This is a genomic window from Paeniglutamicibacter sp. ZC-3 (assembly GCF_025847175.2).
Lineage (GTDB): Bacteria > Actinomycetota > Actinomycetes > Actinomycetales > Micrococcaceae > Paeniglutamicibacter > Paeniglutamicibacter sulfureus.
Genome location: NZ_JAOYTG010000007.1, coordinates 178,314 through 192,140 on the forward strand (window position 1 = coordinate 178,314; position 13,827 = coordinate 192,140).

General features: G+C 65.2%; 11 protein-coding genes. 4 read left to right on the forward strand and 7 right to left on the reverse strand.

Annotated features, from left to right (window positions below):
• Positions 1-45 precede the first annotated feature (45 nt).
• The 5 genes from OIU93_RS10070 to OIU93_RS10090 form a co-directional block, all read right to left on the reverse strand.
• Positions 46-960, reverse strand: coding sequence for a serine hydrolase (locus OIU93_RS10070; RefSeq protein ID WP_264269937.1), 915 nt, complete (start codon positions 958-960; stop codon positions 46-48).
• A gap of 141 nt (positions 961-1,101) precedes the next feature.
• Positions 1,102-4,389 carry a S8 family serine peptidase gene (locus tag OIU93_RS10075; protein WP_264269938.1) on the reverse strand — a complete coding sequence of 1,096 codons (3,288 nt, stop codon included), beginning with the start codon at positions 4,387-4,389 and terminating at the stop codon, positions 1,102-1,104.
• Positions 4,390-4,765: 376 nt separating this feature from the next.
• Positions 4,766-5,590 (reverse strand): bifunctional hydroxymethylpyrimidine kinase/phosphomethylpyrimidine kinase, encoded by an 825-nt coding sequence (thiD, locus tag OIU93_RS10080; protein WP_264269939.1) that lies wholly within the window; start codon positions 5,588-5,590, stop codon positions 4,766-4,768.
• 79 nt (positions 5,591-5,669) lie between these two features.
• The gene (locus tag OIU93_RS10085; RefSeq protein ID WP_264269940.1) at positions 5,670-6,326 is read right to left on the reverse strand and encodes a hypothetical protein; all 657 of its coding nucleotides are present in this window, start codon (positions 6,324-6,326) and stop codon (positions 5,670-5,672) included.
• 183 nt (positions 6,327-6,509) lie between these two features.
• The gene (locus tag OIU93_RS10090) at positions 6,510-7,157 is read right to left on the reverse strand and encodes a TetR/AcrR family transcriptional regulator (RefSeq protein ID WP_264269941.1); all 648 of its coding nucleotides are present in this window, start codon (positions 7,155-7,157) and stop codon (positions 6,510-6,512) included.
• Between the two features lie 292 nt (positions 7,158-7,449).
• Here OIU93_RS10090 and OIU93_RS10095 point away from each other — a divergent pair, with 292 nt between their 5' ends.
• Together OIU93_RS10095 and OIU93_RS10100 are read left to right on the forward strand one after the other, a co-directional pair.
• Entirely contained in the window at positions 7,450-8,175 is a 726-nt protein-coding gene (locus OIU93_RS10095) for a queuosine precursor transporter (protein WP_264269942.1), read from the forward strand.
• 211 nt (positions 8,176-8,386) lie between these two features.
• On the forward strand, positions 8,387-8,977 hold the full coding sequence (locus tag OIU93_RS10100) for a DUF4126 domain-containing protein (RefSeq protein ID WP_264269943.1): 591 nt from the start codon (positions 8,387-8,389) through the stop codon (positions 8,975-8,977).
• Between the two features lie 15 nt (positions 8,978-8,992).
• Here the strand turns inward: OIU93_RS10100 and tgt are convergent, their stop codons facing one another.
• Entirely contained in the window at positions 8,993-10,294 is a 1,302-nt protein-coding gene (gene tgt, locus OIU93_RS10105; protein ID WP_264269944.1) for a tRNA guanosine(34) transglycosylase Tgt, read from the reverse strand.
• Positions 10,295-10,466: 172 nt separating this feature from the next.
• Here tgt and OIU93_RS10110 point away from each other — a divergent pair, with 172 nt between their 5' ends.
• Complete coding sequence (locus OIU93_RS10110) at positions 10,467-11,537, forward strand: FUSC family protein (RefSeq protein WP_264269945.1); 1,071 nt, start codon at positions 10,467-10,469, stop codon at positions 11,535-11,537.
• Between the two features lie 21 nt (positions 11,538-11,558).
• Here OIU93_RS10110 and OIU93_RS10115 read toward each other — a convergent pair whose 3' ends face one another.
• A complete protein-coding gene (locus tag OIU93_RS10115; protein ID WP_264269946.1) occupies positions 11,559-12,098 on the reverse strand; it encodes an NUDIX hydrolase family protein in 540 nt (179 codons plus the stop codon).
• A gap of 167 nt (positions 12,099-12,265) precedes the next feature.
• Here OIU93_RS10115 and OIU93_RS10120 point away from each other — a divergent pair, with 167 nt between their 5' ends.
• The gene (locus OIU93_RS10120; protein ID WP_264269947.1) at positions 12,266-13,708 is read left to right on the forward strand and encodes a DHA2 family efflux MFS transporter permease subunit; all 1,443 of its coding nucleotides are present in this window, start codon (positions 12,266-12,268) and stop codon (positions 13,706-13,708) included.
• Positions 13,709-13,827: the final 119 nt, after the last annotated feature.

Below are 13,827 nucleotides of genomic sequence, written 5' to 3' on the forward strand. Positions count from 1 at the left end.
GGGCGGCACTCCCGGCCCCGATCCTGCGCCCACGTACGGGTGTCGTCAACCGTGGGATCCGAGCAACGAAATCAGGGCGGACTCCGGCCTGAAGTCCGTCTGGCCGGGACAAATGAGTGCGGCCGCGGCACCGGTGGCCGGGGACGTGAAGACGGCGCTCCTATAGCCGGGCCCGGATCCTCCATGCCCCCAGAGCCCCAGCCCGGCGTCGATCATGACCCCGGCGCCGTAGCGCGGTTCTTTCCAGGGTCCCGGCGCCTGCACCGGAACCGAATCCATGAACGCCGCGCGCGCGGCGTTGGACAGTGCAGACGGGAAGAGCGGGTTGGAGTCCGCGAAGAGATCCCCGAACCCCAATAGATCCGCAGGTGTGGAGAAGGCGGCGCCGGCGGGTCCCGCCCACAGGGTCGAATATCCGGAAGGGGTCAGCGAGGTTTCGGGTTCCGGGTAGCGGGTCGAGGCCATGTCCGCGGGCTCGAAGATCTCCCGATGCAGGTACTGGCCCAACGACATGCCCGTGATTCCCTCCAGCATGGCTCCCAGGTACCAGTATCCCGTGTTGCCATAGGAGAATGTGCCGGGTTTCTCCGGGGTGCTGGCTGCGGAAATTTCCTCCAGCTCCCAGGGTTCGCCGGGATCTGCGTTGATGGCGTGCTGGTAATCCGGGTTGGCGGTGTAGTTGCCCAGCCCCGCGGTGTGCGTCAGCACTTGGGCGATCGTGCAGCCCGTGGGGGCACCGGGCAATCGCGAGGCCAGGGGATCGGCGAGCGTGAGCAGCCCGGCATCGACGGCACGCAGGACGCCGGCGGCAACGAACATCTTGGTCACGCTGAAGACCGGCAACGGCTCGGCGGGACCGGAAACGTGTATGCGGGCCCCGTCCCGGGGGCCGCGATAGGCCGCCACCGAACCGGTGGGAAGCTGCCGGAGAAGTGCCTCGAAGGCCAACGTGTCGTCCATGGCTCCGAGCCTAGTCCCGAAGGCCGCCGGTACAGCGCAAAAGGCGCGGCCCGGGGCCGGGACAGCGAATGGAGTTCCCCTGTCCAGGCCCCGGGCCGCGCCCTTGGGTGCCGATCGTTCATTCGGCACCGTTGGTCCGTGCTACTTGCGAACCTCCACATCCACCAGCTGGGCGCGATTGCCCGAGGCGTTGTGCAGGTGCAGGAACAGGGCCTTGGCATCGGTGGCTTCCGGGGCGACGGTGGCGGTCAGCTTGTTCTTGTCCAAGTCGGCAAACACGGTTCCGGCACCGGCGAAGGACAAAGCCGGGGCGATCGCATTGAAGGCGATCCAATCGGTCTCGTCCACCGGGGCCAAGGCACCGGATTCATCGGAGTTGTAGAAGGAGTACGTGCTCACGCGGTAGGAAATCGGGGCGCTTGACCCCTCCAGGCCCAGGGCCGCCAGGGACACCGGGAAGCCAGCCACGTTGGTGTCGAAGGTGTTGGAATCGACGTCACCGGTCAGGCCGTTGAGCAGCTGCAGGTCGACCTGCTGGAAGGACTGCAGGCTGTAGGTCGCCACCAGGTCCGCGTCCAGTTCGTCAGCGTAGGTGTTGAAGGTGACGAAGTCGGGCACTGAGTCGCCGTTGGTGTCGATCTCGATGTTGACCTCGGTGGCGCCGGCCAGGTGGGCCCAATTGCCCCAGGTGCTGACGCCGAAGTTCAGCAGACCGTCGGTTGCTCCCGTGGTGGGGGCGGTGGACGCCGCTCCGACGTGCTGCAGGTCCATCTCCCGGGCCCCGGGAACATCGTCGGTGCTGTCGGGCAGGCGGTCCGAGGAGGCGCCGTGCTCGAAGGCAGAGACCAGCGAAACCACCTGGGTGTCTCCGGAACCCACGCGGATGTCGTCGCCGGCCATGTCGATGGTGCCGGAAGTCGCGCCCTTGGCGAACTTGACCTTCTTGGCCGCCATGTCGGAGACCAGCTTCGGTGCTGCATGCACCGGGACGCGCAGCGTCGGGGCCGTTGAGCTGGAAAGCTCCACGCGGCCCGAGACATCGGCGACCCAGGCCCGCGGCAGGCCAAGCTGGGCCTTGTCCATGGTCGGATCGATGGTCTTGGCGTACTTGCGTGCGTCGACGTTCAGGGCAACGTTGACCTTGGTGCTGGCGCCGGCCTCGAGCGTGACCGTGTTCCGGTCCAGGCTGTAGCTTGCGCCAGGGATCTCGGTGGACGGCACGTACTTCACGTCGTACGTCTGCGTCTCATCGGACTTGTTGACCACGGTGATGGACTTGGTGGCTTTGTACTTGTTCTTGTCCACCTCGATGACCCCGAAGACCACGGTGGTCAGGTCCGGATCCGCAGTGGCGTAGGCATAGGCCGGGGTGCTGATCGCGGCGTCCGCCACGACGCGGCCGGAGCCCACGCGGTTGGGCCCGTAGGCCTGGCCGTTGGCGGCGAGGATGTCCACCGTCGCGGTGTTCATCACGATGGACTTGACCTCAAGTGCGGTGTAGTCGCCGCTGCCGGCCACGAGGGCGGCAATGCCCGCGGTGTGCGGGGTCGCCATGGAGGTGCCGGACTTGACGGCCGGGCCGGTGCCGGTTCCGACGCCGACGGAGCCGATGAGCGTGCCGGGGGCCGCGACGTCGGGCTTCACCACGCCCTCCGAGCCGTGCACTCCGCGTGAGGAGGACGAGTTCAGGGTGTCCCCGAGTCCGGACTCGCTCGATGCGGTTCCGACCATAGCCGGGTCAAGGGTGACGTTCAGCGTTCCGGCCTGGGCCGCGGGACGCAGCTGGTCGGAGTAGGCCTTGGTGAGCTGCGCTCCGGGGATCGTGGAATTGCCTGCGATGCCTGCCTCGAAGACCGAGACCTCGGCGTCCAGGATGACGCCGGTGGCACCAGCGGCCTCGGCGTTATTGAAGCGGGTACCCGAGCCACAGGGGAACTCGAGGTTTTCGCTCCACTGCAGCCAGACCCACTTGCCGGTCAGGGAACCGGGCTCAAAGGCGGTGCAGCCGAAGGCGTTGGCGGCCGGGGCCATGATGACCTCGCCGATGAGCGTGGCCGGGTCGGCGGTGGTGAAGTTGAAGTTGGCCGAGTATTGCCCGGCCGCGGTTCCGGCGACGTCGGCAGGGGCATTGACGGTGATGCCATCCAGGGTGACCCTGGAGGCCACGGAGTTGGCGACGGTGAGCGAGGAGCGGGCGTTGCCCGGCGAGCCGCCGACGTCGGTGACGTCCCCGGCGTTTCCGGAGGCCACGACCGAGAGGATGCCCAAGTCGGTCAGTGCGTTGACGATGTCGTTTTCCGGGTCGTCCGCGGGCGCATGGTCCGAACCGAGCGACATGTTGACGACCTGGGCGCGGTCATCGAAGTTGCCGTCGTTGTTGGGATCCAGGACGTAGTCAAGGGCCTGGCCGACCACGGCGGAGGAGCCGCCGCAGCCAAAGACGCGGATACCAACCAAGGCGGCTTCCGGTGCGCTGCCCGGGCCGATGCGCATGCCCGCCACCTCGTCGGCGGTGAGCTTGGTGTAGTCCCCGGTGAAGGTGGTCCCGTCGGCATTCACGCCGTTCCCGGCGGCAGTCCCTGCGACATGGGTGCCGTGGCCTGCGGCTGCGCAATCCAGCGGGTTGGAATCGGGACGCGGAACCGGCTGGTAGTCCGGTGCGCTCGGGTCGGCGTTGTAGTCATCGCCCACCAGGTCCCAGCCGCCGATGAACTTGGCCGGGTCATACAGCCCGGAGTCCGTGGCCGGCAGGACATCGGAGGACTGCGCCTCGGAGTAGGCCTGGAGTGTGCCCGGGCCGCCGAAGCCGGCATGCGTGTAGTCGATGCCGGTATCCAGCACCGCGATCCTGATGCCTTCGCCAGTTTCCTTTAGCGCTGTCCACGCCTCGAGGGCGCGGGTGTCGATGTCGGCATTCTTGTTCTCCTGCGTCTTGGGCACGATCGCGGTGATCTTCTTGACGTCGGGACGCGCGGCCAGGGCGCGCAATGCCTCGGCGTCCCCGCGCAGTGCCACGCCCGGAAGCGAATTGGTGGTCGTGTAGATGACATCGGCCTTGGCGTCCTTGGCCGCCGACTTGCCCTTGGCCTTGATGCCGTCGCGGATTTCCTTGACCTTGGAGGGGTTTTGGACCGACTTGCCCCGCGGGGCCTTGGCGCTCTCCGGCTGGGTGGCCTCGAAGGCGCCTTCGCCCTCGAACTGCACATAGACCGAGACTTCTCCCTTGGCCACCGACAGGGGGCCGGAGACCTTCAGGTCCTTCAATGCCTTGGGGGCGAGTCCGCCCAGGGATGGCGAATCCGACCCTGGCGCCGGGTCGATCGTGGGTGGTGCCGCAAGGGAAGGGACGGACATGGTGACGGCCAGGGCAAGCCCTGAGGCCGAAGCCAGGATCGTCCGCGCAAGTCTGTGACGACGCGGGTTGGACATGGTTCTCCTTGTATCCGAGGGGAGTGACGCGGGAGGAAACCCATGGCTGCTTATCGGTGTCCTTCCCACGCATATCCTATGTGAGCCGAGGCACATATCAAGGGGTTGTTTGAGATTTTCCCGAATGTGTCCCGGCGAAGTGTCGGCGGGGATCGATAGCCTGTGGTCAGTCGGTGAACCTCTTGGGGAGGTTGGCCGCCCGGAGCGCCGGCACTGCGCCCGGAATCGTACAGATGGCATCGGGCAAGGACGCCGTCGAAACGGTTTTCGGGCCGGATGCCGGTGTTCCGCGGGCGTTTTTTGGGGAAACGCAAAAGTGCTGGTCCCGTGTATGCACGGGACCAGCACTTCAACCAACCTGCGGTGTGTGAAATTCCTAGCGCGAGCCGCCCTGCCACAAGGCATCGAAGGGGGCCGCGGAGGAAACGCGATTCTTAATGCCCTCGGTGACAAAGGCCTTGGCGTTGCGTGCTGCCTGCAATGGCGACTCGCCCTTGGCCAGCTCGGCGGTGATGGCCGCTGCCAGCGAGCAACCGGCACCCGACACGGCGACTTCCCCGACCTTCGGGGCGGACAACACCTCGAGGGTCTCGCCGTCGTAGAACACGTCCACGGCATCGCTGCCGGAGAGTCGGACGCCGCCCTTGGCCAGCACCGCCGCACCGGAGAGCGCATGGATCTTCTTGGCGGCCTCGGTCAGGTCCTCGACGTTGTTGATGCTCATCCCGGAGAGGGACTCGGCTTCGAAGTGGTTCGGCGTGACGAACGTTGCCAGCGGCAACAGGGTCGACTTGAGCGCCTCGTCGGTGTCCAGGGCGTGTCCCGGTTCCTGGCCCTTGCAAATCAGCACCGGGTCCAGCACGACGTTGTCCCATGCCTGGTCCTTGAGCGCGGCCGCAACCGTGTCGATGGTGGCGGGGGACCCCATCATGCCCAGCTTGACGGTCTTCAGGTCGCCGGCATAGCAAGTCTGGATCGCCTCGAGCTGGTCGGCGATCACCTGCGTCTCCACCGGCACGAAGCGGTGGTTCCAGTTGTCCTTCGGATTGAAGGACACAATGCAGGTCAGGGCAATGATCCCGTAGGTGCCCAGCTCCTGGAAGGTCTTCAGGTCGGCCTGGGCGCCGGCACCGCCGGTTGCTTCGGAGCCGGCGATGGTCAGGGTAACGGCGGGACGGATCCCGGTGGAGGCAGAAGTCATGCATTCATTTTAGGCGGTTTCCCGCGGGCGCCCACACGCACGGGGTCATCGGCGCCGCGCCAGGGACGGAAAACGGGAACTAAGACCTGGTGAAGGTGGTCAGCTGGGTCGCATTTGACCATCCGGCGCCTCGTTCAGAACGCGTGCCGGCGGCGGTGTCGGCTGTGGTGACCATGAAAAGCACCGGCAGCCCCTGGCGTGCCGCCGTGGCGGCAAGGTTCGCAAGGATCGCGGCGCGGAACTGCTCGACATTGGAAGTGGCGGTGATGCTTGGGTCGCACAGGAGCGCGAACCCATCGGCGAAGCGGATCCGGCCCCGGCCGACAGGAGCGTCGAAATCCGCGATTTCGACCACGTCGTAATCGTTCATGGGGGCCTCGAATAGGCTTGCCGTTTCCGGCAACGCGGCCACCTGCTCCACGTCGTTGGCAAGCGCCACCAGCAGGACGCGCCGATCGCTCAGGCTCCAGCCCCGTGCGGCAAGTTCCCGGCTCGCGACCCCGTCCGGGGAACCCAGGAACGTCAGCCTGGTCTGCCCCTGATGCCCTGACAGCCCTGGATCTCCCAGCAGGGTGGGCAGTTCCTCGGGAAGGGGCCAGGTGCTGATGATTTCGTAGTCGCTTCCGTCTTCGGCGATGCTGTGCAGACGCCCGTCTTCGTCGCGGACCACCGTGCGGTCACGAATCAAGGCAAAAGAGTGGACCCAGGGCGGAAGGTTTGAGGACTCGAATGGCATCTGGCGGCTCCTGTTCCATAGACGGGCAACGGAATGGCGACTCGGGACACAAAATGAGCGCTGATCTGTGGCGACGGTTGCGTTTCGCGCCCCGTGCGAGGCTTCACCTCCGACTCTACGCCTGTACCTGTCGAATCCGGGATTGCCCGTTCGGCAGGGCGGGGAATCGGAAGTGGGAGAGGCCTAGGTTGCGGTGCGCACCAGAGAGAGCACATCGTCGAGGATGCTGCGGACCACGGGCATTCGCGAGAGCACAACCAAGCGCGCGACCACCGGGGCAACGTTCTTGATGAGTCGCAGGCTGCGTGCGGCACCCGGGGACGAATCATAGGCCCAGAAAAGGAGAATGCCCCGTTGGACCAGCCACAGCAACTGGGGCAGTTCCGTTCGGATGGCCAACGGGGGCAGGGGCCTGCTGGCCGTCACCACCTGGCGCCACAATCCGAGTTCCATGGCTCGCTGGACATTGCCGAGCTCTGCGTTGGAACCGGAAAAGGCCGTCCGAATAAACGCGGGTCCGAACTCGCGGAAGGGCGTCATGACGTCCAGGCCTTTGCCCAACGCAATGCGCAGATTCGTCTCCAGGTTGTTCCCCGGCACCAACAACGGCCAAGTAGCCGTCCGGTGCTCCTCGAGTAGCTGGCGGAACAACTCATGGACGATGGCGTCCTTGGAATCGAAATAGTAGTAGGCATTGCCCAGGGAAAGCCCGGATTCCTGGGCAATCGAGCGCATTGTGGTCCCTGCGAACCCCTTGGTGGCGAACAGCCCCATGGCCGTGTCCAGCAGCAGCTGGCGCGTATGGGCGCTCTTGGCGGTCGGCTTTCCCACGGAGCTCCTTTCCACGCTGGACATTGGTCTCAATCATATCTATTTTTGAACGCGTTCAAAAATGGAATCTCCGGTATGCAAGCCGTGAAAGGCCCAATGCGATGGCCCAAATGGGGTCCCGGGAACGGGAAAGCGCCAAATCGGAGGCGGCGAAGGCATGGGATACTTGAAGCTCAAGTGCTAATACAGCGAGTGGTCCCCACGACCCCGATTCCCTTGGCTGCGTCGATCGCGGCGGGAGTCGTTGCGCCGGGACCGGCTTGGCGAACCACTTCTTCGATTGGGAATCACCATGGGCGAAAACACCGCCTCAACAACACAACGTCCGAAGGCCCCGCGTGCCATTTTTGCGTCCGCGGGAAGCCCCTACTTTTCGACAGTTCTTGCACTAATGGCCGTCGTGGTCATCCTTTCCAACGTCGGTGCCGCCAAGGGCGTCACCTTCGGCCCCATCGTCACCGACGGAGGATTCTTCCTCTTCCCCTTGGCCTACATCCTCGGTGACGTCATTTCGGAGGTCTACGGATTCAAGGTCGCCCGCCGCGCCATCATCACCACCTTTGCGCTGGCGGCCTTCTCCACCCTGTGCTTCTGGATCATGATCCAGCTGCCCGCGGCCGAGTGGTACGACGGGCAGGCAGCCCTCGAACGCACGCTGGGCCCGGTCTGGCTCATCGTCCTGGCCTCGCTGCTCGGCTTCCTGGTCGGGCAAACCCTGAACTCCTGGGTGCTGGTGAAGATGAAGGAACGCTTCGGCGAACGCGGGCTGGTGGGCCGCCTCATGAGCTCCACCGGGGTGGGCGAGTTCGCCGACACCCTGATCTTCTGCTCGATTGCCGCCACCGTCATCGGAATCACCGACATTCCCACGTTCATCAACTACGTGGTGGTCGGGTTCATCTACAAGACTGCGGTGGAGTTCCTCTTTGTCCCGGTGACCACGCTGGTGATCCGTTGGTTCAAGCGCCGTGAACCCACCTACGAGCTGCATGCCCCCGTGGCGGGCGGCGCCGCGTAGGCAAACCGCAACACGAATACGGAGGCGGTGGTCTCTTCGCTTTCACTTGGCGAAGGAGCCATCGCCTTTTCGATGCCCCCCGGGGGCATGGCACGTCCGGTATTGGATGAGGACGGTGTTTGGCCGTTGGCCGTTGGCCGTTGGCCGTTGGCCACTGGCGGCACCGGCACGTTGCGCTGATTGCGTCCCCGGCTGCGCCTATTCTGGGCACATGGAACTACTCACGGCCGCCGGGCTGAGCTCGGCCGCGGGACTGAACGCGTATATTCCCCTGCTGGTTCTGGGGTTGCTGAACCGCTTCACCTCATGGGTCGCGCTGCCCGAGGGATGGGGCTGGCTTTCCAACGGCTGGGCGCTGGGAATACTGGCGGTGCTGCTGGTCATCGAGGTGGCGGCCGACAAGATTCCGGTGGTTGATTCAGTCAACGACGCACTGCAAACGGTGGTGCGCCCGGCCTCCGGCGGACTCGTCTTTGCCTCCGGCGTCGGATCCGAGACCGTTGCCGTAGCCGACCCCGGCGACACCTTTGGCTCGGCCCAGTGGGTGCCGCTGCTCATAGGCGCGGCGATCGCACTGGCGTTCCACCTGCTTAAGTCGGGCTCGAGGCCGCTGTTGAACCTGGGCACGGCCGGGGTTGCCGCCCCGGTGGTGAGCACCGCCGAGGACGGGGCATCGCTGGGCCTGAGCCTGCTGGCCATCGTCTTGCCCGTGCTGGTCCTGCTGGTAGCCGTGGGGCTGGCCGTGCTGTTGCTTGTCGGCGTTCGCAGGCTGCGGCCAAAAAAGGGCAGCCCCGCGGGCTAGGTTCGCTTTGACGGCCTAGGCGGAGACGGTTTTTAGACCCTGCGGGTCCGGAGCGCCGGCGTAGTAGCGGGAGTGGACACGTTCCTTGAGCTCGTGGAAGGTGCCGTCCTCGATGGCCGCGCGGGCGTCGTCGACCATCTTCACCACGAAGCGCTCGTTGTGGATGGAAATCAGCGTGTGGCTGAGAAGTTCCTTGGCCTTGAAAAGGTGGTGGATGTAGGCGCGCGTGTAGTGCTGGCAGGTGTAGCAGTCACATTCCTCGGACAGGGGAGTGAAGTCGGTCTTGTAACGCTGGCCCGAAAGGTTGAACCGGCCGTGGGGAGTGTAGAACGCCGAGTTGCGGGCCACCCGGGTGGGGGAAACGCAGTCAAAGGTGTCCGCGCCGTTCTCGATGGCCGTGAAGAGGTCGTCGGGCTCGGAGATCCCCAGCAGGTGGCGCGGCTTGTTCTCCGGAAGTTCCTCCGCGCACCAACCCACGATGGTGCCGAGGTTTTCCTTTTCCAGCGCGCCCCCGATCCCGAAACCGTCAAAGGCCATGGCGCCGAGGTCCCGACAGGCCTGGCGGCGCAGGTCCTCGTACTGGGCGCCCTGGATCACGCCAAAGAGCGCCTGGTAGTCCTTGCCCACACGGGCATCGGTGAGGTTGAAGTGCTCTGCCACGCAACGCTCGGCCCAGAGGCGGGTGCGTTCGAGCGACTCGACTTGGTAGCCGCGGGAATTCTGCAGCGTGGTCAGCTCATCGAAGGCGAACATGATGTCGGCGCCGATCTTGTGCTGCACGTTCATCGACACCTCCGGGCTGAAGCGGTGCTTGTTGCCGTCGATGTGGCTCTTGAACCAGACGCCGTCGTCATCCACGTTGGCCAGGCGTTCCTTGCCCGGGGCCACCGCGTCGTCGGGACCGGACTGGTCCACCGATTTCATGTCGATCACCTTCTTGAATCCCGAGCCCAGGCTCATGACCTGGAATCCGCCCGAATCGGTGAAGGTGGGTCCGGACCAGTTCATGAACTTGCCAAGCCCGCCCGCGGTGTCAAGGATGTCGGCACCGGGCTGAAGGTAAAGGTGGTAGGCGTTGGCCAGCACCGCCTGCGCTCCAAGATCGGCCACGGATTCAGGCAGCAGGGCCTTGACCGTAGCCTTGGTGCCAACGGCAATGAATGCCGGTGTCTTGATCTGCCCGTGCGGGGTGGTGATCACGCCCGTGCGTCCGTTGGACACCGACCCGTCGGGGCGGGTCAGCCGGGTTCCGACGTCGAAGGAGAACTCGTCCTGGCGCGGATGGGGGGCAGGGGCATCAAAAGAATCGTTCGGCACCTACCTAGTGTGCCGCATGCCCCCGGCGTGGCGGCAAAAACCGGGGCGTGCGGTGGCTCACCCAATGCTATTCCTTCCCTCACAAGAGCCGCGTTCTAGGGGATTCGCGGCGTAGCGTTGGAGGAAGGTGTACGAGAATGCAGGACCGAGAGAACGGCGACCAACCACACGCATGGGCAAGAACTTTGGCGGGTTGCTGACCCTGGGGCCTGCACACAACGACCACTGGATCGCGTTGCGCACGGCCGTGGGGATCTTTGTTCCACTCTTTGCCCTGCTGGCCATCGACCGTTTGGACCTGATGGTCTTCGTGATCTTTGGAGCCTTCACCGGTGTTTACGGCCGGGTACCTGGCTACGCGAACCGGCTGGTGGCCCAGTCCAAGGCCGGTGGCCTGTTCCTGGCGGTCATCCTTGCCGCCGCGCTGGCCTCGCACTACCTCGTAAACCACGAGGATCCTGCGGCAAGTGCCTGGATGATCGTCGGGCTTACGACAGTGGTTTCCGGGATCTGTTCGGTCCTCACCGGATTCCTGCAATTGCGGCCCGGCGGGTCGCTCTTCCATATCTTTGCCTTCGCGGCCATCGCCTCGATGCCGCACCAGCCACTGCTGGCCGAATCAATGGCCGCCGCGCTGGGCGCGGTACTGTTCGCGATAGTCCTGGGATTCTCCGGGACGCTCTTCGCCAAGGGGACATCCTGGGGCCCCTACGTCGCCCCGGCCCCGCTGTCGCGGCCCGTGCGCCTGGCGATCTGGAACGAGGCGCTGCTGTACCTGCTCGCTGCGGGGCTGGCCGGATCCATCGCCAACCTGCTGGCCCCGGCTCTGTCTACCGGTCACAGCTACTGGGCCATGGTGGCGGCTGTCGTGCCGCTGGTGGGCCACACCACCAGGCACCGCGTGCGTCGCGGCGTCCACCGTATTCTGGGCACGCTCACCGGGTTGGTGTTGATGGCGGCCATCATCGCCTTCGCGCCGCCCGTCTGGGTGCTGCTGGCCATGATCGGGCTGCTGCAGTTCGCTGCCGAGATGTTCATAGCGCGCAACTATTTCCTGGCCCAGATCTTCGTCACCCCGCTGGCCCTGGTGGGCGTCTCCTTCGGGACGGGGCTGAACAACGTGTTGCTCTACGACCGGATGCTCGAAACCATCATCGGAGCCCTCGTGGGCATGCTGGTGGTGCTGCTCGGATCGCTTTACGGGGCCTGGTTCCGCCGCCGCCTGCTGCCCGAAATCGGTTAGCAGGCGGCGCCGTTCAGCAGGTTAGCGGACGTAGCCGACGTGGGCGAGTGCCTGGCGAACCAAATTCTCCCGGCCGCCGGCGAACTCCTCCTGGATGCTCGGGCTCAGCGCCTCCTCGGGCGTCAGCCAGGTTAATTCAAGCGCGTCCTGGCGCGGGGAGCATTCGCCGCGCACCGGCACGATGTAGGCCAGCGCGACGGCGTGCTGCCGTTCGTCGGTCAACCCGGTTTCCGAGGGGGACGGGAAATACTCCGCCACGGTGAAGGGCGCCGGGGACGGCGGCAACTGCGGCATGGCCATCGGCCCCAGGTCCTTCTCGATGTGGCGGGTCAGCGCCGCACGGATGGTCTCCCGGTACATCACACGGCCCGAAACGAAGGTGCGCAGCATCCGCCCTTCGGGATCGGCCGTCAGCAACAGGCCGATCTCGGTGACATAGCCGAGCGGATCCAGGCGCACCGGGATGGCTTCGATGTAGAGCATGGGCAGTCGGGCGCGGGCCTCGTAGAGGTCTTCGTCGGACAGCCAGCCGGGATAGGGATCCGGAGTGCGAACGTTCATGTCTCCATCTTGTCCCATCCAGGGGGTCGGCGGGCCACGTCGCGGACCGTGTTGTGTGATTCCGGGGATGTTTTTCACTTTCGGGAATCAACCGTCGGCCCCCGACGCTAGAATGAAATGTTCCGCAAAAGCCCACCCCCCACTTTTCATGGAAGAGGCCACTGACCGTGACCGAGACCGGCACCAAACTCAACCCCAAGGATCTGGCCACCATTACGGTGCTGATCGTTTCCGCGTTCGTGGTGATCCTCAACGAAACCATCATGAACGTGGCGCTGCCGGTGCTCATGCACGAGTTCCAGGTCAGCGAGGAAGCCATCCAGTGGCTTGCGACGATCTTCATGCTCACCATGGCCGTGGTCATCCCGGCCACAGGCTTCCTGCTGCAGCGTTTCAGCACCCGCGGGGTGTTCATGCTGGCGATGGGATTGTTCTCCCTGGGCACGCTGCTGGCCGCCGCTGCCCCGGGCTTCGGCCTGCTCTTGGTTGCCCGTGTTATCCAGGCTTCCGGCACGGCGATCATGATGCCGTTGCTGATGACCACGATCCTGGACCTGGTGCCCGCCCACAGGCGCGGGGTCATCATGGGCAATGTGTCGATCGTGATTTCCGTGGCCCCGGCCATCGGGCCGACCATCTCGGGTCTCATCCTGCATTCGCTGTCGTGGCGCTTCATGTTCCTGATCGTCGCGCCGATCGCCTTGGCGGCACTCTTCATTGGTTCACCGCGGCTTAACAAGGTCGCCGAGGCCTCCACCATGCCGCTGTCAATCCCCTCGGTGTTGCTGTCCATCCCGGCCTTTGGCGGACTGGTCTTCGGACTCAGCCGGCTCTCGGCCAACGGGCTGGACGGGCAGACGCTGTCCATCTTGGTGGTTGCAGTTCTCTCGCTGGTGGCCTTCACGATGCTGCAGCTGCGCCTGCAGAAGAAGAACCATGCGCTGCTTGACCTGCGCACCTTCACCTACCGCCCCTTCACCTTGTCGCTCTCGCTGATGGTGCTGGCCATGGTGGCGCTCTTCGGCGTGATCATCCTGCTGCCGCTGTACCTGCAAAACGTGCGCGGCCTGGACACCCTGGCCACCGGCCTGATGCTGTTGCCCGGCGGGCTGCTCATGGGTCTGCTGGCCCCGTTCGTCGGTCGGCTCTTCGACCGGGTTGGCCCGCGCCCGCTGATGATCCCGGGAACCGTGATCCTGGTGCTGATGCTCTTCGGCTATTCGCGTCTGCTGGGCGCCGAGACCGCCCTCGGCGTGATTGTCGCGCTGCACCTGACCATGTCGCTGGCGCTGTCGCTGATCTTCACCCCGGCGTTCACCACGGCATTGAACCCGCTGCCGCATTCGCTGCATTCCCACGGCTCCGCGGTGCTTTCCACCCTGCAGCAGTTGGGCGGCGCGGCCGGCACCGCATTGCTGGTCGGCGTCCTGGCCTCGCGTATAGGCGCGGGTGCCGCGGCCGGCGCCGATCCCATCCAGGCCCAGATCGACGGGTTCTCCGCCGGTTTCCTGGTGGCATCGATCTGCGCCGTGGGCATGGTGGTCATCGCGCTCTTCCTGACCAAGGCCAGGGAGCCAGCCCCGGCCACGGCAGCGGAGCACGCGCACTAGGCTGAGGTTACGTTAAGGAATTGCCTCGGAACCGCATGGTTCCGGGGCAATTCCCCTCTTTTGGCCGAAAACTGTAGCCACTAAAGTTTTCACGAAAAGCCTTCCAATCTCCGCGAGCA